19 protein-coding genes are annotated in these 21,104 nt (G+C 61.7%); 9 read left to right on the top strand and 10 right to left on the bottom strand.

Annotation, left to right across the window (positions count from 1 at the left end):
* Positions 1-20 precede the first annotated feature (20 nt).
* Positions 21-647 carry an FMN-binding negative transcriptional regulator gene (locus tag EIC84_RS13225; protein ID WP_003063873.1) on the top strand — a complete coding sequence of 209 codons (627 nt, stop codon included), beginning with the start codon at positions 21-23 and terminating at the stop codon, positions 645-647.
* 113 nt (positions 648-760) lie between these two features.
* The gene (locus tag EIC84_RS13220) at positions 761-1,642 is read left to right on the top strand and encodes a M23 family metallopeptidase (RefSeq protein ID WP_034361746.1); all 882 of its coding nucleotides are present in this window, start codon (positions 761-763) and stop codon (positions 1,640-1,642) included.
* A gap of 112 nt (positions 1,643-1,754) precedes the next feature.
* Here the strand turns inward: EIC84_RS13220 and EIC84_RS13215 are convergent, their stop codons facing one another.
* Positions 1,755-2,213: a DUF2242 domain-containing protein gene (locus EIC84_RS13215; protein WP_003063876.1), complete on the bottom strand. Its 459-nt coding sequence runs from the start codon at positions 2,211-2,213 to the stop codon at positions 1,755-1,757.
* 437 nt (positions 2,214-2,650) lie between these two features.
* On the opposite strand from EIC84_RS13215, the gene EIC84_RS13210 reads away from it, so the two are divergent.
* A complete protein-coding gene (locus tag EIC84_RS13210; protein WP_003063879.1) occupies positions 2,651-3,472 on the top strand; it encodes an META and DUF4377 domain-containing protein in 822 nt (273 codons plus the stop codon).
* A gap of 437 nt (positions 3,473-3,909) precedes the next feature.
* On the opposite strand, the gene EIC84_RS13205 is transcribed toward EIC84_RS13210, so the two are convergent.
* On the bottom strand, positions 3,910-4,257 hold the full coding sequence (locus EIC84_RS13205; RefSeq protein WP_003053278.1) for a hypothetical protein: 348 nt from the start codon (positions 4,255-4,257) through the stop codon (positions 3,910-3,912).
* A 434-nt stretch (positions 4,258-4,691) separates the two neighbouring features.
* Here EIC84_RS13205 and EIC84_RS13200 point away from each other — a divergent pair, with 434 nt between their 5' ends.
* Positions 4,692-5,897, top strand: coding sequence for an MFS transporter (locus EIC84_RS13200; RefSeq protein ID WP_370456503.1), 1,206 nt, complete (start codon positions 4,692-4,694; stop codon positions 5,895-5,897).
* 104 nt (positions 5,898-6,001) lie between these two features.
* Here the strand turns inward: EIC84_RS13200 and EIC84_RS13195 are convergent, their stop codons facing one another.
* Positions 6,002-6,997, bottom strand: a complete 996-nt coding sequence (locus EIC84_RS13195; protein WP_003063884.1) for a diaminopimelate dehydrogenase — start codon at positions 6,995-6,997, stop codon at positions 6,002-6,004.
* Positions 6,998-7,078: 81 nt separating this feature from the next.
* Positions 7,079-7,969 (bottom strand): EamA family transporter RarD, encoded by an 891-nt coding sequence (gene rarD, locus EIC84_RS13190; RefSeq protein ID WP_003063886.1) that lies wholly within the window; start codon positions 7,967-7,969, stop codon positions 7,079-7,081.
* A 198-nt stretch (positions 7,970-8,167) separates the two neighbouring features.
* Between rarD and EIC84_RS13185 the strand changes: the two genes are divergently transcribed.
* Positions 8,168-8,935, top strand: a complete 768-nt coding sequence (locus EIC84_RS13185; protein WP_003063888.1) for a pseudouridine synthase — start codon at positions 8,168-8,170, stop codon at positions 8,933-8,935.
* A 54-nt stretch (positions 8,936-8,989) separates the two neighbouring features.
* On the opposite strand, the gene EIC84_RS13180 is transcribed toward EIC84_RS13185, so the two are convergent.
* On the bottom strand, positions 8,990-10,009 hold the full coding sequence (locus EIC84_RS13180) for a DHH family phosphoesterase (RefSeq protein ID WP_003063891.1): 1,020 nt from the start codon (positions 10,007-10,009) through the stop codon (positions 8,990-8,992).
* A 335-nt stretch (positions 10,010-10,344) separates the two neighbouring features.
* On the opposite strand from EIC84_RS13180, the gene EIC84_RS13175 reads away from it, so the two are divergent.
* Positions 10,345-11,541: a M20 aminoacylase family protein gene (locus tag EIC84_RS13175; protein ID WP_003063893.1), complete on the top strand. Its 1,197-nt coding sequence runs from the start codon at positions 10,345-10,347 to the stop codon at positions 11,539-11,541.
* A gap of 63 nt (positions 11,542-11,604) precedes the next feature.
* On the opposite strand, the gene EIC84_RS13170 is transcribed toward EIC84_RS13175, so the two are convergent.
* Complete coding sequence (locus tag EIC84_RS13170) at positions 11,605-13,890, bottom strand: bifunctional diguanylate cyclase/phosphodiesterase (RefSeq protein WP_034361751.1); 2,286 nt, start codon at positions 13,888-13,890, stop codon at positions 11,605-11,607.
* A gap of 155 nt (positions 13,891-14,045) precedes the next feature.
* On the bottom strand, positions 14,046-14,996 hold the full coding sequence (gene ylqF, locus EIC84_RS13165; RefSeq protein ID WP_003063896.1) for a ribosome biogenesis GTPase YlqF: 951 nt from the start codon (positions 14,994-14,996) through the stop codon (positions 14,046-14,048).
* Between the two features lie 123 nt (positions 14,997-15,119).
* Here ylqF and EIC84_RS13160 point away from each other — a divergent pair, with 123 nt between their 5' ends.
* Together EIC84_RS13160 and EIC84_RS13155 are read left to right on the top strand one after the other, a co-directional pair.
* Positions 15,120-15,344 (top strand): hypothetical protein, encoded by a 225-nt coding sequence (locus EIC84_RS13160; RefSeq protein ID WP_003063898.1) that lies wholly within the window; start codon positions 15,120-15,122, stop codon positions 15,342-15,344.
* Positions 15,341-15,559, top strand: a complete 219-nt coding sequence (locus EIC84_RS13155; protein ID WP_003063900.1) for an oxidoreductase-like domain-containing protein — start codon at positions 15,341-15,343, stop codon at positions 15,557-15,559. The genes EIC84_RS13160 and EIC84_RS13155 overlap by 4 nt, the downstream gene beginning before the upstream one ends.
* A 28-nt stretch (positions 15,560-15,587) precedes the next feature.
* Here the strand turns inward: EIC84_RS13155 and EIC84_RS13150 are convergent, their stop codons facing one another.
* The 3 genes from EIC84_RS13150 to EIC84_RS13140 all read right to left on the bottom strand — a co-directional run bounded on the left by EIC84_RS13150 (position 15,588) and on the right by EIC84_RS13140 (position 20,156).
* Positions 15,588-17,243 carry a methyl-accepting chemotaxis protein gene (locus EIC84_RS13150; RefSeq protein WP_034361768.1) on the bottom strand — a complete coding sequence of 552 codons (1,656 nt, stop codon included), beginning with the start codon at positions 17,241-17,243 and terminating at the stop codon, positions 15,588-15,590.
* 157 nt (positions 17,244-17,400) lie between these two features.
* Positions 17,401-18,927, bottom strand: coding sequence for a glutamate--cysteine ligase (gene gshA / locus EIC84_RS13145; protein ID WP_003063904.1), 1,527 nt, complete (start codon positions 18,925-18,927; stop codon positions 17,401-17,403).
* 317 nt (positions 18,928-19,244) lie between these two features.
* Positions 19,245-20,156: an SDR family NAD(P)-dependent oxidoreductase gene (locus EIC84_RS13140; protein ID WP_003063906.1), complete on the bottom strand. Its 912-nt coding sequence runs from the start codon at positions 20,154-20,156 to the stop codon at positions 19,245-19,247.
* Positions 20,157-20,708: 552 nt separating this feature from the next.
* Here EIC84_RS13140 and EIC84_RS13135 point away from each other — a divergent pair.
* Positions 20,709-21,014, top strand: coding sequence for a 2Fe-2S iron-sulfur cluster-binding protein (locus EIC84_RS13135; RefSeq protein WP_003063909.1), 306 nt, complete (start codon positions 20,709-20,711; stop codon positions 21,012-21,014).
* The last annotated feature ends 90 nt before the right edge of the window (positions 21,015-21,104 follow it).

Genomic DNA, 21,104 nt, shown 5'->3' with positions numbered 1-21,104 from the left:
CACTCATTGCCGCAGCCTTCATGTACAACCCCAGCCATTTCAAGATCGATGATCCGGCCTCCCTGCATGCCCTGATCCAGGCTCACCCGCTGGGTTGTCTGGTCACCCAGTCCGACGCGGGACTGGACGCCAATCACCTGCCGTTCGAGTTGCTGCAGGACGAGGATGGCATGCTGCGACTGATCGCCCATGTGGCGCGCGCCAATCCTGTGTGGCAGCAGATCCGGGACGACAGCCCCGTGCTGGTGATCTTCCGTGCCGAGCAGGCCTATATCTCTCCCAGCTGGTATCCCAGCAAGCACGAGACCCACGAGCAGGTGCCGACCTGGAACTACCGTGTGGTCCACGCGCACGGCCGCATCAGCGTGCGCGACGATGAAAAGTTCGTGCGCGGCGTGGTGGGCCGACTCACCCGCCGCCACGAGGCCAGCAACAATGCCGAGGCCCCATGGAAGATGAGCGACGCTCCGCCCGACTACCTGCAGCGCATGCTCGGCGCCATTGTGGGCCTGGAAATTACTGTCGACCGCCTGGAAGCCAAGTTCAAGCTGAGCCAGAACAAGCAGCAGCGCGACCGGCTTGGTGCAGTCCAGGCCCTGGAGCAGCGGGGACAGCTGGACCTGGCCCGGAGCATGCGCCAGCCCTGATCCCGCAGCCGGTCTTCAAGGCATGACCAGCGTAAAGCTCACATGTCTGTATCGCCTTTAGCTCCGCTATCGATAGCAATGCAGCACAATGCCTGCACAATCCGATAAGCACCATGCCGACCGAAAAACTTACCAGCCCCTCTTTCCCGCCCGCACGCCGTCACCTGCTGCAATGGATGGCGCAAACAGCGCTGTTTGCCGCAGCACCGGCCTGGGCGGCACGCAGCGCCAACTCGGACAGCGCGCTCTGGCCGCAGGACAGCAGGGTTCCCGGCGGCGTCGCACGCCTGTCGCTGGGCCCGGCTTCCGCACGCCCCCTGGTCACGGCAGCGGAGGCCGAGGTTCTGGTGGTGGGCGACATGATCGAATGGACCGCACTCGTGGGCATACCGCTTGCCAGCACACCGGGTGAGCAAAGCGTTGAAGTGAAGACCGACGGCCGTTTGCGCACCATGAGCTATACGGTGCACGACAAACAGTATGTGGAGCAGCGCCTCAAGGTCTCGCCCAAGACGGTGGACCTGTCTGCCGAAGACAATGCCCGCTACGAACGCGAGGCCGCCCACCTGAAGACCGTGATGGCCACCTTCACCGAGCCGCTGCCTTCCGGCAGCCTGCACATGCGCGTGCCGGTGCCGGGCCGTCGCTCCAGCAGCTTCGGCCTGCGCCGTGTCTTCAACGGCCAGTCGCGCAATCCGCACAGCGGCATGGACATTGCCGCCCCCACCGGAACGCCTGTGCGTGCACCGCTGCCCGGCAAGGTGATCGATGTGGGTGACTATTTCTTCAACGGTGGCACGGTCTGGCTGGACCATGGCGGCGGCCTGCTCACCATGTACTGCCACCTGAGCCAGGTGGACTGCAAGCCCGGCGACCAGTTGCAGACGGGCGATGCCTTTTGCAAGGTCGGAGCCACAGGCCGCGTGACCGGTCCCCACCTGCACTGGAGCGTGATGCTGAACCGCGCCATGGTGGACCCGGCGCTGTTCATCTGAACGGATCTCGCAGACTAAAAAGCGGCTCCGCGAGCCGCTTTTTAGTTCTTGCTACCAGATCAGAATCACAAGCTCCCGACCTACCAAGCGCTGCAGACCGGTTTGCTCGAAACTATGGCGCATCCTGATCCTGCTTCAGATAGTTCTCCACCAGTTCGAAAAAACTGTCGTAGAAGCTGCGTTTGGAAATGGTCTCGCTGCCCACCTTGACCAGCGAATCGTTGCTGGAAGAAAACGGCAGAGACAGCGAACCCAGAGCGCTCACGCCCACGCTGGCCGAGGTTGCACTTTTCTTGAGCGAATAGCGATCCTGCAACGCTGTCGCAAAACCCAGACTGACCAGGCCGTCGCTGGTCTGCGGCACGCAGACCACACGGAAATTGATTTCCAGATTGGTCTCCGTATTGGGCTGGAAGTTCTTGCGCCCTTCTATCAGCTCCTGCGTCCTGGCCGTGGCGATATAACCCTGGCTCAACAAGGCACGGCGCGCGGCCTCGCAAGTTTGTGCCGGTGTCGCATCAAAGCCGCGGGAAAACGTGGAACTGGAGTCGAAAGTCTCCTGTACCGGCATATGCTGAGGTGCGGTTGCCGAGCATGCCCCCAGCAAACCTGCCAATATGCCCACAGAACCCAGCCGCCCCCAATTCAGCCCAAACAAAGCAACACCACCTAAGCGCACAGAAACTCCTTGATGCCTGGGCCGTAGTTTCTTCATAGCCCGAACCTTTGAAGCGTAGCAGCTTGGCAAAGACTAATTTGACGAAGCGCTGTCTAGACGTACGGATTTTTTCGCTCTTTACAGGGGCTTCACGCCCGAGCGGCACATCTGATTTCTCCGCCCGTCAGCGTGCAGCATTTGTTGACACTCTGAGGTTGTCGAAGCGCAAAACAACAGCAACGTTGGGTTAAGGTCAGATAAAACCCGCAGGGAACTGATATGGTCAACAGAGACTCTGTTTCTGCTGACACGGTTTGCCGTATTCCTCTATTCGACCTTAAGGAAACCCTATGAAATTTCGCTGGACCTGGTGCCTTCCCCTTGTTGCTTCCATGACGCTTGCCGCCTGCGGTACGACAGGCGGCGGCGGTGCAAGCAAGCCCGGCCCTACAGGCCCCGCAGGCGATGCCACGTCGCTGACTGCCTACCACTGGAAATTGCAAGAGGCCTTCACGCCGGCGGGCAATGAGGACCAGAGCTGGTTCCTGGGCTCCAGCCAGGCACCTATCGAGCTGGACTTCGTGGACCAGCGCGTCGTCGTCAAGAATCTGTGCAACGTCATCTCGTCGGCTTACACCGTTGAAGGCCAGCGCATCAATCTGCAGCGAGGCATGAGCACCCTGCGTGCCTGCAATGACAACCAACTGATGATGCTGGAGCAGAAGGTTGCGCGCATTCTGCCTACGGCCAAGCAGTGGAACGTGCAGCTCGGCGGCGCCACTACTGAACAGCCTCGCCTGACGCTGCAGTTCATTGATGGCACGCGCTGGCAGCTCAACGGCAAGCCCACCGCCCAGACCCAATACGGCAGCGCGCCCGAGCGCATATTTCTCGAGGTCGGTCCCGAGCGTAAGGCCTGCAGTGCAGGCGCAGGCCGCCATCAGTGTCTGCAGGTGCGCGAGATCCGCTACGGCGACAACGGCGTCAAGACCTATACCGGCCAGTGGGAAAACTTCTACAGCGAGATTGAAGGCTACAAGCACGAAGCCGGTGTGAGCAACGTGCTGCGCATCAACCGCTTCAAGCGCCAAAATGTTCCCGCCGATGCTTCAAGCTATGTCTATGTGCTGGACATGGTGGTGTCCTCGGCCATCGCCGACAAGCGCAAGTAAGCCACGTTCAGGCATTGAAAAAGCCGGCCCAGGTGCCGGCTTTTCTATTTTCATGCGTACATTCAACGCCGATGTTTCACGCACCACACTCCATCAATCGAAGCCGGTGTCAGAGGACGATTTTCTTTTGGCAATAACTACTTAGGGAATGTTTTCTGAACGTAGCAGTTCGGAAAACAGGATTGCAGGTTATGCCCAGCGTCTGTGGAGCCGCCTGTGGACAAGCCTCGGAAAAACAGGGCGAGGCCGCACAGGCATTGACTTCGGGCACTGCGATCAAAAAATACGCAGGGATGGTTGGGCCTGCGATGTTTCACGGAGAAAAAAGCCGACACCTTTCGGATGTCGGCAAGAGAGGAAAGTCACTGACCTCACACACACAAATCATTGAACTGGCTTCTGCCTCGGCTCCATGCCCCGGACAAGAGCCGACAGATTCAACGCAGACGGAAACGGCCTTCCACAAACATGGAGGAACGATGGCCGCTTTCGCACTGGTTGTCAGCGTAGGACCAGAAAGCCTGCACCGTGCCCTTGGCTGAGTCTATGACCTGGCTGACCGTGAAGCCGGTCTTCTCGATCCAGTTCAAAAAATGCAGGTGGTCGCTCAGTTGCAGATAGCTGAGGTTCTCGCAGCCCTCGGAAATATGCCCTTGCGAGTCCACCACGCGCCAGCGCATCTGACCGCTGGCGGTGTAGCGGACTTGGGCCTGGCTGTCCGGGAATTCAATGACTGCTTCGCGGCCCAGAAGAGTTCCTGCGTATTGCATCGAAAGCATGGACATGATGTGACTCCTTGAGAGAAAGCTTCGCTATTCATAACGCCAAACCATTTGTGTGAAGCTATGATGAATCGCCGCCGTTTCCTTGCGTGTGGGAAAGTGACTCATGCCTTCGTCGGTAAACATTTTTTGACAAACAAGGCTTCTCTCCTGCATGGCATGAAGGTCAATCCGCAGCCTGCTTGCCGGATATGAACCGCAGCAGAAGTGAATGCTCATAACGGCCACAGGCACTGCAGAGAACAAGGCGATCGCGCATACTCGGCCCTCTGACATTTCAGGTCGCCAAGGCAGGAAGTCGGCCCAGGCCCACTCCCGCCTCCCCAGCCGCACTCACGGATCTCACCTTGTCCACCCCCGTCACCTCTACAGCGCCTCAGGCCCCCTCCATCCCGCCATTGCGCGATCCCGCTTTTGTCAATTTCGTGCTGGCACGCATGCTTGCCATGTTTGCCCAGCAGATGCAGGCCGTGGTGGTGGCCTGGCAGGTATACGACATCACGCGCGAGCCTCTGTCTCTGGCCTATGTCGGGCTGGCGCAGTTCCTGCCCATGGCGGGTCTGCTGATTCCCGCTGGCGATCTCAGCGACCGCATGAGCCGCAAGCGCCTGCTTGGCATCAGCTGGCTGGTGGCCGCGGTCTGCTCGGGCCTGCTCTGGCTGCTGGCCGAGAGCGGTGCTCACAATGTGCACTGGATTTATGCAGTGCTGGTGCTGTTTGGCTGCAGTCGCGCCTTCAGCGGTCCGGCGCTGCAAAGCCTGTTGCCGCAGATCGTTGCCCGCGAGCAGCTGGCCCAGGCACTGGCCACCAACAGCATGCTGATGCGTATCTCGGCGATTGCCGCTCCCGTGCTGGGCGGCCTGCTGTACGCGCTCGGCGGCGGCGTGCTGACCTATGCAGTCTGTGGCGTCGCTCTGCTTCTGGGCGCAGGCCTGCTGAGCCAGGTCCCCGTGCACTTTGCCAGCCCCAGGATCGTCACTGACGTTCAAACCACCATGTGGCAACGCTTTGCCGAAGGCCTGCATTTCATGCGCACCCGCCCCATCATCCTTGGCACCATCTCGCTCGATCTGTTTGCTGTGCTGCTGGGCGGCGTTGTGGCCCTGCTGCCCGTCTATGCGCATGAGGTGCTGCAGGTCGGTCCGCAAGGCCTGGGCCTGCTGCGCTCCTCCATGGCCGCAGGCGAGGTCTGCATGGGCCTGTGGCTGGCCTCGCGCCCCATCAACCGCCGCGTGGGCAAGGTGATGTTTGCCGCCGTAGCAGTGTTCGGACTGGCCAATCTGGTGTTTGCGCTCTCGCACTGGTTTGTACTGTCCATGCTGGCACTGGCCGTGGCCGGTGCGGCCGATATGGTTAGCGTCTATATTCGCGGCGCATTGGTGCAGTTTTCCACGCCCGACCATATGCGCGGCCGCGTGAATGCGGTGAACATGCTGTTCATCGGCTCCTCCAACGAGCTGGGCGAGTTCCGCGCAGGCAGCAGCGCGTCCTGGTTTGGCGCAGTTCCCGCCGCCATTCTGGGCAGCCTGTGCACGCTGGGCGTGGTGGGTGGCTGGATGACACTGTTCAAGCCGCTGCGCGATGTGGACAGGCTCGAAGATGCGGCGCGCGTAAGCGGCCTCGAGCCCCCCGCAAGCACTTGAAAATCAATAGCTGCCAACCATCGGGCAATTGGCGCTGCAACCCGTTTCGACACAAAAAAGCCTCGCAGACCCTGCGAGGCTTTTTGCTGATCGCGGCGGCTGATTTACAGCAGCTCGGCACGCAGTTGTGCGGCGCTCTTGGGCGACAACAGGCCAGGGGCCACGTCAAATACGGTCTTGCAGCCATGTTGGCCAGCCTGGGCCAGGCGATGCACGGCGCGGGCATAGGCCACAAGCACACTGGAGGTGAACTCGGGGTTGCTGTCCAGTTGCAGGCGGTATTCGATGACCTGCTTGTTTTCGGCACTGGTGTTGCCGCTGCGGATCACAAAGCCGCCATGGGGCATGGAAGAGTGATCGCGAGCCAGCTCTTCGGCACTGATGAAGTGGACCGTGGTGTCGTACTGGTCGAAGTAGTGAGGCATTTCCACAATGGTCTTGCGCACGGCTTCGGCGTCGGCGCCATCCTTGAGCACCACATGGCATTCACGCTGGTGCTTCTCGCGGGTGGACAGCTCGGGGCGCACGCCGGAACGCACCTTGTTGACGGCCTCTTCCACAGGAATGGTGTACTGCACGCCGCCGGCCACGCCTTCCACGCTGCGGATGGCGTCGGAATGGCCCTGGCTCAGGCCCTTGCCCCAGAAGGTGTAGGTAGCGCCGTCAGGCAGCAGGGCTTCACCCAGCACGCGGTTGATGGAGAACATGCCGGGGTCCCAGCCGGCCGAGATCAGGGCCGTGCACTGCCCCCCCTGAGCGGCCTTGTCCACATTGGCAAAGTGTTCGGGGATGCGGGCATGGGTGTCAAAGCTGTCGACCAGATTGAAATGGGCCGCCAGCTCGGGCGCCTGCCTGGGCAAATCGTCCTTGGAGCCGCCGCAGAGAATCAGCACATCGACCTGACCTTTGTGCGACAGCAAAACATCCATGGAATGCACAGGCGTACCTGCATTCAGGGGCTGGAGCTGGGAAGGGTCGCGACGGGTGTAAATCCCCTTGAGCTGCATATCGGGGTTCTTGGCGACAGCAGCTTCCACGCCGCGGCCCAGATTGCCGTAACCGACGATAGCAACGCGGATAGGGGATGGGGTCGATGCCATGACGAGCTATTCCTTCAAACAAAACAAAACTTCAATTATTGCCCTGTGATGCACCAACTTGGGGCTGGAACTGCTGCAATCTCAGTCCGATGTGTGTGAACGCCCACGCCATGAATGCCGCAAGCCATCGCCGATCAGCAGGCCCACGGCGGCGAAGATCAGCGCATAGCTCAGTTGCTGCTGCGGCTCCATGCTCTCGCCCAGCAGCCAGGCCACCACGACCAGCAGAGCCGGCTCCACGTAGGACAGCAGACCGAACAGACCCAGCGGCAGCCAGCGACTGGCAATCATGTACAGCGCCAGCGCCACTGCGCTGACGATGCCCAGCAAGGGCAGCAGGCCCCATAACGTCGGATGACCCGCGACCAGCGGCCAACTGTCGGGCGTGCGCAGCGTGAAGGCAATGGCCACCGGAACCAGCAGCGCCATGTCTATCCAGTGACCGGCCAGGGTATCGGTCTGCAGCCAGCGGCGCAGCGAGAAATACACCGTGTAGCCCAGCGCCACCACCCAGGTCTCCCAGGACATGCCGCCGGCCTGCCAGAACTCATGTGCCACGCCCGCAGCCGCCAGGAGCGTAGCCAGGCTCTGGCCCAGAGTCAGACGCTCGGCAAACAGCACACGCCCAGCCACGACCATCACCAGCGGCAGCAGAAAATAGCCCAGCGACACTGGCAACGCACGCCCGTTCATGGGTGCCCACATGAAAATCCATAGCTGCACGCCCAGCAGCGCCGCGCTCAGCACCAGCAGCATTCCAAACCGGGGCTGGGCCAGAGCTCGCGCCAGCAAGTCGCGTACCGCCGCCACCTCCTTGAGAGCGAACAGCAGGGCAGTGGTAAAGGGCAACGTCACCAGCACGCGCCAGCCAAAGATCTGCTCGCCATCGAGCGGGGCAAGAAAAGGCGAGAGGTAATACAGCGAGGCGAACAGCACGGACGCCAGGACCGAAACCACCACCCCCTTGAACATCACAGACACAAGATCAAGCCTCCAAATGGCGGCCAGCATTGATCCGTCAAGCGCTGGCAGCTACTTCAAAAAATGAGCCGACGTCGAGCCCGCACCGATTCTCGGCCACGAAGCGGCCTGTCGGCAGGCAGACCCTGGTCAGCAAAGCTTTGCACTGTGCGCTAGAGTGCGGCTCGCCCTCTTCTGTCTGCCTTCCACATGCCCGATACCGCCCTGCCCGACGGCTCTGCCAATCCGCCTTTGCACATACTCTGGCAGGACGAGCATATGGTCGTGGTCTACAAACCCGCCGGCTGGCTGGTGCATCGCACGGGCCTGGATGCTCACGAGACCCGCTTTGTCATGCAGACGCTGCGCGACCAGCTGGGCCACCATGTCTGGCCCGTGCACCGGCTGGACAAGGGCACTTGCGGCGTGCTGCTCATGGCACTGCACAAGCAAGCGGCCCAGGCTCTGGCTGCCAGCTTTGCAGCCCATGAAACCCGCAAGGAATATCGGGCCCTGGTGCGCGGCTGGCTGCCCGAAACGTTGGAAGTCGATCATCCCCTCAAGCCCGACGATGCACCCGAGGATGCCCCGGTGCAGGACGCGCACACGCACTTGCGCTGTCTGGCGCGCCTGTCCTGGCCCGAAAGCTATGACGGCCGACACCCCGAAACCCGCATCAGCCTGGTCGAAGCCCTGCCGACCACGGGCCGCAGACACCAGATACGCCGCCATCTCAAGCATGTGGCCCACCCCATCATCGGCGACGCCACCCATGGCAAGGGGCCGCTGAATCGCTGGTGGGCCGAGCGCCTGGGTCAACAGCGGCTATGGCTGCATGCCAGGGCACTGGAGATTGCCCACCCCGTGAGCGGGCAGCTCATGCGCTTCGAGGCCGACTGGTCCAGCCTGACTCAGCTGCAGGAAGCGCGGGACTGGCAAAAGCTGCTGGCACTGCCGGGCTGGCAATCCATAGCATAAGAAACAGCTGTCAGCGCTTGTATCTCAAGCGTTGGCAGCTATGATTTTCTGCAACTACGCAGACTTGGGCGTTGCGCGAATCCACTTGCCCTCTTCGTCGAACTGCAGGCCTGGTGCGGCCGCAAACTCGTATTGTGCTTCGGGTTCGGCCTTGAGCTCACCCTGCAGCAACTCCACCAGACGCTCGTTGCCCATCTTGAAGCCACAGGCCTGGGCATGGCCGCCGCCGCCAAAGCTCTCCGCCAGAGGAATGCAGTTGAACTCCGAGCGCGAGCGCAGGCCCACCTTGGTGCCCTTGTGATTGGCATGCCACATCAGGGCAAAGCTGCCGCTCTGGCGCGCCAGCAAATCGCCCACCTGGCTGTGGAACATGCCCGGGCAGTTGACCATCAGGCCCTGCCTGCCGTTGAAGACCAGCACCTGGGCGCCGTCGGCAATATCGGCACAAAGCTTCTGGAATTTCTCGTCCATGGCGCCGCCACGCGCCATGTAGACGGTTTCCTGCTCGGGCGTGAAGGCCGCAATCTCGGCCCAGCGCTCAAAGCTGCGCACGGGCTCCATGTCCAGAGCCGCGAGAAACGCCGCACTTTCGGGGAATTCCCATTTCCAGATATCGCGGTCCTCGATGTAGCGAATCAGACCAGGCACTGGCTTGTCGGCCTGGAAAAACTCCCAGGCCAGACGCGCGCCGGACTTGCTCATATCGAAATGCACCACGCCGCATTGGCATTGGTAGCCGCTGAGTTTCTCGGCCGCACTCTTGTGATGGTCCAGCACCACGAGCTTGGCCACGCGCGACTCGATCTCGGCCATCAACGTGGGCTCGAAGGCAAAGTCCAGCACATAGACGGCGCGACCGGCCAGATCGCCCAGGTCGTCGGCCGTCTGAATCTCGCCGTGATCCAGACCGCGAAACTCGGCCTGGCCTTCATAGAACAGCCAGGCCGCCAGCGCCGCGCCAAAGCCGTCGGGGCAGCGACGGCCATGATAGAGGATGAGGGGCTTGGGATCGTTGCGATCGGGGCGTACCAGCAACTGCTGGAACAGGGAAATTTTGGCGTTCTGTGCGGTCATAACCGGGCATTTTCGCCGTTTGCGCCGAAACGAGGCGACGCACGGGCATTGCGGGTTCACGGCTGACGGCTTCGTCGGGTGCTTCGCCCTGCCAGACACGACCGGCAGGGCTCATCCGGCTACCCACAAGAGGCTTCACGCCTGGTAAGTCACCGCTTGCTTTTTCCTCGGTTAGCACAAGCGCTGAAATCCCTGATTTCGGTATCTACCTAAGCCCCCACTCTTCGCATACGCCTATGATGGGGGTCTTGCTATTGAAATGCTGCGGTCACCGGCAGGCCCGCAACGCTTGCCTGCCACGACAGTTACAGCGCTGGGTGCTCCGCGGCCCCTGTATGCGATCTACACCCGATATCACTCCTCACCTCGGTACGCTGCTCAGTTTTCGCCGCGACCTGCACGCCAATCCTGAGCTCAAATACGAAGAGCACCGCACCGGCGACAAGGTCGCCGCATACCTCACGGCCCTGGGCCTGACCGTGCATCGTGGCCTGGGCCAGACTGGCATCGTCGCCAGCATCTACGGCAAGGGCCGCAGCAAGGACAACCCCGGCCGCAGCATCGGCATCCGCGCCGACATGGATGCCCTGCCCGTCACGGAAATCAACACCTTCGGGCACATCAGCCAGAACAAGGGCCGCATGCATGCCTGCGGCCACGACGGCCACACCACCATGCTGCTGGGCGCTGCCACCACCCTGGCTCAGCAACCCGACTTTGACGGCACGGTGCACCTGATCTTCCAGCCAGCCGAAGAAGGAGGCGCTGGCGCCAAGGCCATGATGGATGACGGCCTGTTCGAGAAATTCCCCTGCGAAGCCGTGTTTGCGCTGCACAACTGGCCATCGCTGCCGGCCGGCCAGATGGCCGTGCGCGTTGGCCCCATCATGGCCTCCACCCTGCGCTTTCAGATCAGGGTCCACGGCAAGGGTGGCCATGCGGCCATGCCCCACACCACGCTGGACCCTATTCCCGTGGCCTGCGCCATCGTCAGCCAGTTGCAGACCCTGGTCTCGCGCAGCACCGATCCGCTGGACTCGGCCGTGCTCACCGTGGGCAAGATCACCAGCGGCACCGTGGAGAACATCATTCCCGATGACGCCATCATCGCCGGCACCGTGCGCACCCTGAAGAAGGAAACGCGCGAGATGTTTGTCGAAGGCCTCAAACGCATCAGCAGCCACGTGGCAGCCGCCCATCTGTGCACGGCCGAGTTCACGCTGCGCCCCGGCGCCTACCCCAACACCACCAACCACGCCCGCGAAGCTAAGTTCATGGCCGCAGTGATGCGTGAAGTGGTCGGTGACGACAACGCCTTTGACGATGTGCTGCCCGCCATGACCTCCGAAGACTTCGGCTTCATGCTGGAGGCCGTCCCCGGAGCCTATGGCTGGATTGGCAATGCCAAGGGCGACCAGCCCGGCGTGAGCCTGCACAATCCGGCCTACGACTTCAACGATGACAACATCGGTCGCGGCTCCAGATTCTGGGATCTGCTGGCACGTCGCTATTTTGAGCAGCCGGCCGCCTGACGACAGCCAAGAACTACGCTATTCATAGCTGATAGCCCTCAACCAGCAACGGTTGTGGGCTTTTTATATCTTGGCAGCGGCATCGGGCTCGCCCAACACCTCGACCAGCCAACGCTGCTGCGGCATGGGCATGCCGAGCAGCATGCCCTGAAGCACGATGTCCGGGTTCCACTGCGTCAACTGCAGCGCCTGCTCGGACAGTTCCACGCCTTCGGCCACCACGCGCAGTTGCAAGCGGCGCGCCACCAGCAACATCGCCTCCACCAGAGCTGCATCTTTTTCGGAGCGATGGCTGCCGCTGACAAAGCTTCTGTCGATCTTGAGCTCCTGAATCGGCAGGTGCTGCAGGCTGTACATACTGGAATAGCCGGTCCCGAAGTCATCGAGAGAAATCTCTATGCCCAGGCCACGCAGTGCCAGCATGCGCCGACGTGCCTGATCCAGATCCCGCAGCAAGGTGCCTTCGGTGATCTCCAGTGTCAGCTGGCGAGCATTGGCACCGGTTTCCCTCAAGACCTTGTCCAGCGTCGCCATGAAGTCGTCATGCGCAAATTGCTGAGCGCTGACGTTGACCGACAGACGCAGTCCACGCTCTGCCATGACCGGCCTGGCCAGCAGCATGCAAGCCTGACGCAGCACCCAGTCGCCCAGACGCACGATGAGCTCGGACTCCTCGGCCACCGGAATGAACTCTCCCGGGCTTACCAGCCCCCATTCGGGATGCTGCCAGCGTACCAGCGCCTCGGCACCCACGCAGCGACCGCGCGCATCGGTCTGGCTCTGCAGATACAGACGCAACTCCCCGTCGGAGATGCCGTGGTACAAATCCCGGGCAATGCGCACGCGCCGATATACATCCTGGGCCATGCGCGGCTCGAACAGCACCACGCTGCCCGGGCCGCCCAGCTTGGCCTCATGCAAGGCCACGCTGGCAAAGCGCAGCACGTCATGGCTGTTGCCGCCTTTGATGGCCGGCTCCAGCACGGCACCGCCAATGCAGCAGCTGACAAACTCGGTTTCGACCCAGCTGTTGAGAGAAAACGGCTTTTGCAAGGCCTTCTTCAAGGTCTGCGCATACAGCAGCAGTTGCTCCTCCACACCTTCGGCATGCTTGTGCAGGCCATCAAAAACAATAGCAAACTCCGCAGCCGCAACACGCGCAATCCAGGCATCGTCAGGCAGCACCTCGACCAGCCTGGCCCCCATGGCCTGCACCAGCTCGTCGCTGTGCTGCATGCCATGCACATCGTTGAAGACGGAAAAGCGATCTACGTCCAGCAGCAGCAAGCCATGGCTGGCATCCTGCCGAACCAGGGCCAGCTCGCGCAGATGCAAGGTCAGCGAATGGCGGTTGGGCAGCCCTGTGAGCGAGTCCAGGTAGACCAGGTCGTGGATACGGCGCTCGGCCAGAACGCGCTCGGAGAGATCGCGCTTGAGCTCCACATAATTGACGACCTCTCCCTGAGGCGTGCGAATCGGCGTCACCAGCACCGACTCCCGCAAGGCCTCACCCTTGCTCGTGCGATTGGTCATCTCGCCACGCCATAGCGTGCCCTTGGCCAGTTGCTTGAGCGCGCGCTGACGGTGACTGCGATCCATGCCCATGGTGGATACCAGCTCGGTAGACTGGCCGATCACCTGCTCGCGCGCATAGCCCGAGCGCAGCAGAAAGGCCTCGTTGACATAGATGACCTTCAGCTCGGGATCGGTGATGACGATACTCTCGGGGTTCTGCTCGACCGCCCGATAGAACTTGCGCAGCTCGTTCTGGCTGACCTCCAGTGCGGCCAGCATCTCCTGGCTTTTCTGCACGCGCCGCCCCAGGCTGGCTCTTGCCTGCAAGCAAATGATGAGCACCAGCATCATCATCCCCAGCAAATGAACCATCGCCAGCATATGCTCGGCTGCCGATAGAGCTGCAAATGGCGTGCCGATATGTGGCGCCAGCCACCATAGAGCGGCAACGACGATGGAGGACAGCCCCAGCATCGTCAGGGCGGCACGCGTGCCCTGCACCCAGAGCGCAACAGCCAGCCAGGCAGGAAATGCCATCACGGCCGGCCCATAAAGCCCTCCCATGTGCCAAACCCAGAGCAAGCTCAACAGCCAGTTGCCCCAGACAAAGCAGGACACGGCCCAGACCCACTGCCTGGCCTTGGCCAGGCCCATGCACAACAGCGACAGCAGCATGACGCCGCCGGACAGCGCCAGATCCATGTCGTCCATCGCCGGCATCAGCAACCAGACCAGACTCATTGCAGCGCCCAGGACCCACATCCAGAGACAGCCCAGCCACACCATGCGGCGCATGGGCAACCGGTATCTGGCCTCAACGAAGTGACGCTGCATGCAAGCCCTTTGGCATTCAGACTGAATGATGAATGCTAGGGGCAGTTGCCAATTAGTTCAATCGTCCGGCGAGCCAGGTCTTGAAGCCCAGACGCGCGGCCTGCCCGGCTTGAGTGCATGCAAGCCCTGGCCGCATCGGGCTTGTCGCCTGCAGCCTAACGCTGCTGCTGCCGCCGCGCGCTTCGGCGTGCCTTGGTCTGCGCATCTTTCCTGGCCTGGCGCTCCGCATCTTTTTGCTGGCCCTCGGCAAGCCAGACCTCGAATTCGGCCGGAGTCTCCAGCGTGATGCGGCCAATGCTCACATCACGGAAGTCGGTCAGCACCAGCTCGGCCGCCTTTTGCAAGTTCACGCGGCCGCCGCTCATCACGGCGCCACGCTTTTTGCCGATCATTGTCAGCAACTCGTCGTCGTGCAACGCCGCAATTTCATCGGCCGAAATGCCCAGCTTGTAGCGCGCCTCCAGCATGGAGGCATAGTGCTTTTGCAGATACAAAAGCAACTCCAGCGCCACCAAGTCTTCGTCGTAGGCATTGCGTCCCACGGCGCCGCTGGCCGCCAGGTTGTAGCCGCTTTTCTCCACGATGATGCGCGGCCACAGCATGCCGGGCGTGTCCCAGAGGTAGAAGTCATCGGCCAGCACGATGCGCTGCTCCAGCTTGGTCACACCGGCCTCATTACCGGTCTTGGCCTGGGTCTTGCCGCTCATGGAGTTGATCAGCGTGGACTTGCCCACATTGGGCACGCCGCAGATCAGCACGCGCATGGGCTTGGCCAGACCGCCGCGCGAGGGCGCCAGCAGCTTGCACTGCTCGATCAGACGCTTGGTGGGAGCAGGTTCCGAGGCGTCCAGCGCAATGGCGCGCGTCTCGCTCTGGGCGTTGTACCAGTCCATCCATGCCTTGGTCTGGACCGGATCGGCCATATCCTGCTTGTTGAGTATCTTCAGGCGCGGCTTGTGGCCCGTCATCTCCTGCAGCAAGGGGTTGGCGCTGGAGCCGGGCAAGCGCGCATCCAGAACCTCGATGACCACATCGATTTCCTTGACGCGCTCCGTGATGGCCTGACGCGTCAGATGCATGTGACCGGGAAACCATTGGATGGCCATAAGCGGAGATCTTTCTTTTTTGCAGGGTGCGAGCACGCAATGGGCGCAAACACCCTTTTATGTCAGTGAATTCAGGCGCGCAAGGATAATCTCCCTCTGCTTTTCTGACCTGCCAGCTCGCTTATGCCCTTGCCCTCCGCCCCCCAAAAGTCCAAAGCCCGCAACGAAATTCTGATCAAGGGCCTGACGATTGCACTGATCGGCATCATCATCTTGCTGGCCCCTGTGTTCAAGCCTGAAAGCGGTATTGCCCAGCTGTTTGCCCAGTCCCATATCGTGGGCTGGTTTGCTCTGGTGCTGGGTCTGGCCTTCATCGCCCAGTTTCTCTGGGTTCGCTTCAAGAAATGAGCGACACAGCCCTGCTGCAGCCGCTGACACAGGCGCGCAGCCAGATTGCGCTATGGCAGCAGCGCGCCGCAGCAGCGGCGGTGACGCTGCGCCAGCCGCCGCCCGAGCCCACGAGTTGTTGCGGGCGCGGCTGCAACGGCTGCGTCTGGGAAGGTTATTACGATGCGCTGGCTTTCTGGCTGGAGGATGCAGCCCAAGCCATGACCGAGGCCTGACCGAGACCCGAAACCCGCTACTCGGGACTCATGCCATTTCGGCTTCCAGCGCAGCCAGGCGGGGCACATGGACTTCTCTTTCCATGACGTCCACCTCGATATCGGCGATCTCGTTATCCAGCGCTTGATAGTCGATACGGAAGCGCCCCGCCCCTGCCTCCAGCCTTTGCGCCTGATGAAATAGCTCGCGCGCTGCTGCACTGGATTCGGCCACCAGACCAGCGTTCTGGCTGGTCATGTGGTCAAGCGCCTGCACCGCCTCGCTGATCTGGGCGATACCCTGGTTCTGCGCCTGGGCAGCCTCGGTGATCGAGGCGATCAGACCGCTGACCGTGCGCACATCGCGCACGATATGCTCCATGCGCTGGCCGGCCTGCAGCGCCAATGTCTGTCCCGACTTCATCTGTTTGGTGGAGTGCTCCATGAGCTGGCGGATCTGCTTGGCCGCTTCGGCACTGCGCTGGGCCAGCTCGCGTACCTCGGCCGCCACCACGGCAAAGCCACGGCCCTGAGTGCCTGCCCGCGCCGCTTCCACGGCGGCATTCAGCGCCAGGATATTGGTCTGAAAGGCAATGCCGTCAATCACCCCCACAATGGCAGCCACCTGCTGGCTGCTTTGCGCCATGTGCTCCATATTGCGAACCACCTCCTGCACCACGCTGCCTCCGCTGGCCGCCGCCTCGGCGGCGCTGCGCGCGCTCTGGTCGGCATGGCGCGCACTGTCGGCCGAATGGGTGACCAGGGTGACCATGTTTTCTATGCTGCTGACCGTGGCCTTGAGTTGCTCTGCAGCATGGGCCGTGCGATCGGAGAGATCGCTGTTGTCCTGCGCCATCTGGCTGGATGCGGCAGCCACGGCCTCCACACCACCCTGCACCTCGCCTACCAGGCCGCGCAACTGCCTAGTCATCAGCGCCAGCGACTGCATGAGCCGACCCAGCTCGTCGCCGCGCTCCGCCGCCGGCGGTGCATAGCTGAGATCGCCCGCCGCAATGGTCTGCGCCAGCTGCACCGCCTCGCTCAAGGGCGTGGTGATGGAGCGAATCGTCGTCAACGACAGCAACGCCCCCACCAGGCCCATGAACAGGCCCACACCCATGGCCATGCGCTTGGCGATGGCGGTTTGCTCGCGCCCATGCTGCTCGGCGTCCAGACGCTGCTGCTGCTGAGCCTCGATAAAGGCATCCTGCGCCTGGACATAGCGCCTGGAGGCGGGAATCAGTTGTTCGTCCACCAGCTTCTGCGCCTCCCAGGCCTTGCCCAGATCACGCGCCTGATAGGCCTGCTCGTAGATATCGAGCACTGCCTTGCGTTCCTGCTCCACCCTGGCCAGGCCGCTTCGATCGACTTCGCTCTGAGCATCGGCCTGCACCTGTTGCTGCAGACCACCGGCCTGTTGCATCAGCCCGCGAGCTTTCTGAGAGAGCTGAGCAATCAGATGCTCTTCCGAAGAGAGCACGCTGGCCAGCGCAGCCTCCACGCTTTGCAGCGTCAGCGCCTGCCAGCGCAGCGCAAGATTGATGCGCTTGTCCGTGGCCTGAACAGCGGCGCTGACCCGCTGCTCCACATTCTGCAGATAGCTGAACAGGCCGCCTGCCACCAGCACATTGCACAGCAACAGCCCCAGGAACAAGGCCCACATCTTGCGAGCCACCGAAAGGTTCTGGAATTTCTTCAACAACATGAGCACACCGCCGATCAAGCGCGGAGCGCAGTGCTCCGCTGATCGTTACGATATGAAACACAGATGACAATGACGTGACAGCCGCAGCACCGAATGCAAAAAAAAAGCGCCTGCAACCCAGAGATTGCAAGCGCTCCCAGCTATCAAATTCCAAGAATTACAGCAGGCTGGCCGGATCCATATAACGCTGGCGCCACTCTTCGAACGTCATGGTGTCGGCAGCCTCGATGGCTTGCTGTGCGGTCACCGACTCCTGGCTCATCCGCTCGTAGCGCGTCTGCTGCTCGGCCGTCCAGGGCATGGCCAGCAAGGCATCGCGCGCCTTGGCGGACTGCATGGTCATGAAGTCGATGAAACGGTTGTCATAGGCGCCGGTGAGTTCCTGCAGCACATGGGCCGAGGGCGTGGACTGCGCGTCCTGCACGCGGGCCAGGGCCTGATCCAGCGCAGCGCTGTAGTCGCTTGTGCCATGAGCAGCATCCAGCGCCTGGGCATAGGGACGACATTGCTCGAGCACTTCCTGTGCCCAGTCGGTCAGCAGCACCTGCTGGCCGTTGCGCACCAGCTTCAGGCCCGGCTCGCGGCCCTGTTCCGCAGCCAGATGCTGGTTGTGCTTGAGGTCGGCAATTTCCTGGGGCGTGTCGTCGGGGCTGTCGCTGTGCAGGCAGTGCAGCAGGAAGACGTCGATCATGCGCATGGTGGCCGGCGCAATGCCCACGGTTTCATAGGGATCGATATCCATGAGCCGCACTTCCACATATTCCACACCGCGCTCGCGCAGCGCGTGCAGCGGGCGCTCGCCGCTCTTGACGGTGCGCTTGGGGCGGATGGTGCCGTAGAACTCGTTCTCAATCTGCAGCAGGCCCGTGCCCAGCTGGTTGTAGTCGCCACCGGGGTTGCGCACGCCCAGTTGCTCGTAGGCCGGATAGGGACGGGTCAGCGCCTCGTGCAGCGAGTCCGCATAGCCGTCGAGTCCGTTGTAGCTGACATTGATGCTGGACTGCGCGTCGCTCTGATACCCCAGGCGCCCCATGCGCAGCGATGTGGCATAAGGCAGGTACAGCGCATGCCTGCCGTCGCCCAGCGGCTGCAGGCGATGCTCGCGCCCTTCCACAAAGCAGGGGCACAGCGCGGGAGAGGCGCCATACAGATACAGCAGCACAAAGGCGTTGCGGCGAAAGTTGCGGATCAGCGCAAAGTACTGGTCGCTGCTCACTCCGGGCAGCGACCAGTTGTAATGAATCCCCGAGATGGTCTGCATGCGGCGGCCATAGCGGTGGCCCAGACCCATGCGGTACACACTCTTGGAACGGCCCGAGTGCGAGCTGCCATAGCGGCCCAGCGGAATCGTCTCGTCGGTGGGTAGGCGGCAGGGCATGCTGGAATTCCACATCAGCTCGCCGCTTTCGCTGAGGTTGCGCAGCACGAACTGATGGACTTCGGTCAGCTCGTCCAGGCATTCCTCGACACCCAGGCGTGCGCCGGTGATGAGTTCCAGCTGGGACTCGCTGTAATCGGTGGTGATGTGCGGGTGCGTGAGAGCCGAGCCCAGTTCCGCCGGGTGCGGCGTCAGGGCCAGCGAGCCCGTGGCCAATGCCCGCAGTCCCTCTTTCTCGATGCCGCGACGAATGCCCAGCAGCCTTTCGGCGGTGGGCATGTTCACGGCGGCCTGCGATGTCTTCATTGTTCTTACCTTCTTAGTGAAGACGCTGACGACAAACTTCGTCTGCCCAATCGCGCCCAGACGGCGAATGATAGAGAAACAAGACGCAACGCGATGGCGGCTGGCCGCTTAACCACGTTTTTCGGCCTGTTGAGCCGCCAAGAGCCAGGGCCTCTGCCAGAAATTTGTCAGGTTAACAGCAACCCAAACATGAGCACATGCTCACTCCAAAATAGAAAAAGCCCTCGCGAGAGGGCTTTTTTCAGCTGTGCTAATCGCAATCGCCTGCCGCTCTTGCCGCTCTCGCAGGGCAGAAAATTCAGCGACTTTGGCCTTGATCAATGTCCATGCGCTTTCATGGCCTTGCCCACTTCCACCTGTCCCTGGACGGCGCCACTGGCCGGCACCTGCTGGCCTTCGCTGGCCGTGACTTCAGCCAGACGCGCGGCCAACTCTTCGGGAACGGTCTCACCCATGCCCAGATAAACGCCTTCGGTCATGGTGATATGAGCGGCCTCGAAACCGCCGGCGCCGGCGCAGACAATGGTGCGCGTGGGCGCGCTCTCGTGCGCCAGCACCAGCATGGCAGGCACCACGGCCTCCGGCTTCAAGGCTTCCAGCACCGGCTCGGGCAGCAGACCCGCCGTCATGCGTGTGGCCGCCGTGGGGGCCAGCGCGTTGACCCGGATATTGTGTTTGGCCCCTTCGATGGCCAGCGTCTGCATCAGACCCACCTGGGCCAGCTTGGCCGCGCCATAGTTGGCCTGGCCGAAATTGCCGTAGAGGCCCGTGGACGAAGTCGTCATCACGATGCGGCCATAGTTCTGCTCCTGCATATAGGGCCAGACCGCCTTGCAGCAATTGGCCGCGCCCATCAGGTGCACATCGACGACCAGGCGGAAGTCCGCCATGTCCATCTTGGCAAAGCTCTTGTCGCGCAGAATGCCTGCGTTATTGACCAGAATGTCCACGCGCCCCCAGGCCGTGATGGCCTGCTTGACCATGGCCTGCACGGCGTCGAAGTCGGTCACGGAGGCCGCGTTGGCAATCGCCTCGCCGCCCGCCGCGCGGATTTCATCCACTACCTGCTGCGCCGCCGTGGCCGAACCGCCCGAGCCGTCCACCGCGCCGCCCAGATCGTTGACCACCACCTTGGCACCGCGCCTGGCCAGGGCCAGCGCATGCAGACGCCCCAGACCGCCGCCCGCTCCCGTCACGATGGCCACACGACCTTGAAAATCCATTGCCATGATGTGCTGCTCCTTGCTTGTGCATTGATGCAGCCACTTTAAGCGCCCATGCTGCAGCGCAGCGTAGCGTTTGCGACTGCCTGCGGGTAAGTCTGGAGAATGCTATCAATCCGGGAGCATTTACCGTAAAAAATCACTTGGTTTCAATATTAAATTTATTCAAATTTCAATATCTGTATTCGCTACAAGCTCTTCTTTCAATAGCAAAAATCAGTCATCCACAAGCGACGGGCTTTTCCCCAATTTTTCTCAACAAGCCTGTGGACAAGCCTGAATAGCTTTTGCAGCAATGGCTCAAGCACTTGATTTATATTGAATTTTTCAAACTGCCTGTTTTTTGATCAGATCCTATCCGACAACCAGCCACTTATCCCGTCCTACGCTGGACATCCTTGTGAACAACTGCACTCGCCCCATGAATAAGTCAGGCAAGTCATTGATTTCAAAAGGTTCATTTTTCAACGCTGAAAAAACAGGCAATCCGCACCGGGCCCACGGCCTTGGCAAACCGGCTAAAACAACGGGTTTTGCAAAGAATCACTACAGCGCCTCATGTCCAACGACTCTGCTTTTGCCCCTCCCTTCTTCATCGCCAAGTGCGAGCCCAGCGGCCAGCAGGTCGACGCCTGGGCCGACCAGTCCCTGCTGGACTCGCTGGAGAGCGGCGGCGTGAACTGGCCCAGCTCCTGCCGCAACGGCACCTGCCGCACCTGCATGGGGCAGCTGGTGTCGGGCAGCGTGCACTACAACATCGAGTGGCCGGGTGTGACTACCGAAGAGCAGGCCGAAGGCTATGTGCTGCCCTGCTGTGCCTATCCCGACAGCGATGTGGTGCTCAAGGATCATGAGTATTTGTAAGCCCCCTGAGCGGCGGGGCGGCTCTTGCCGGATGCCGTGCATTGGAACAGCATCCGGTTCTTGCACTGCATCATGGTTTCAGGGTCGGCT

The organism is Comamonas sp. A23, from assembly GCF_004522605.1.
GTDB lineage: Bacteria > Pseudomonadota > Gammaproteobacteria > Burkholderiales > Burkholderiaceae_C > Comamonas > Comamonas thiooxydans.
The sequence above is the reverse complement of the archived record's forward strand: the minus strand, read 5'-3'. Positions and strand labels throughout refer to the sequence as shown.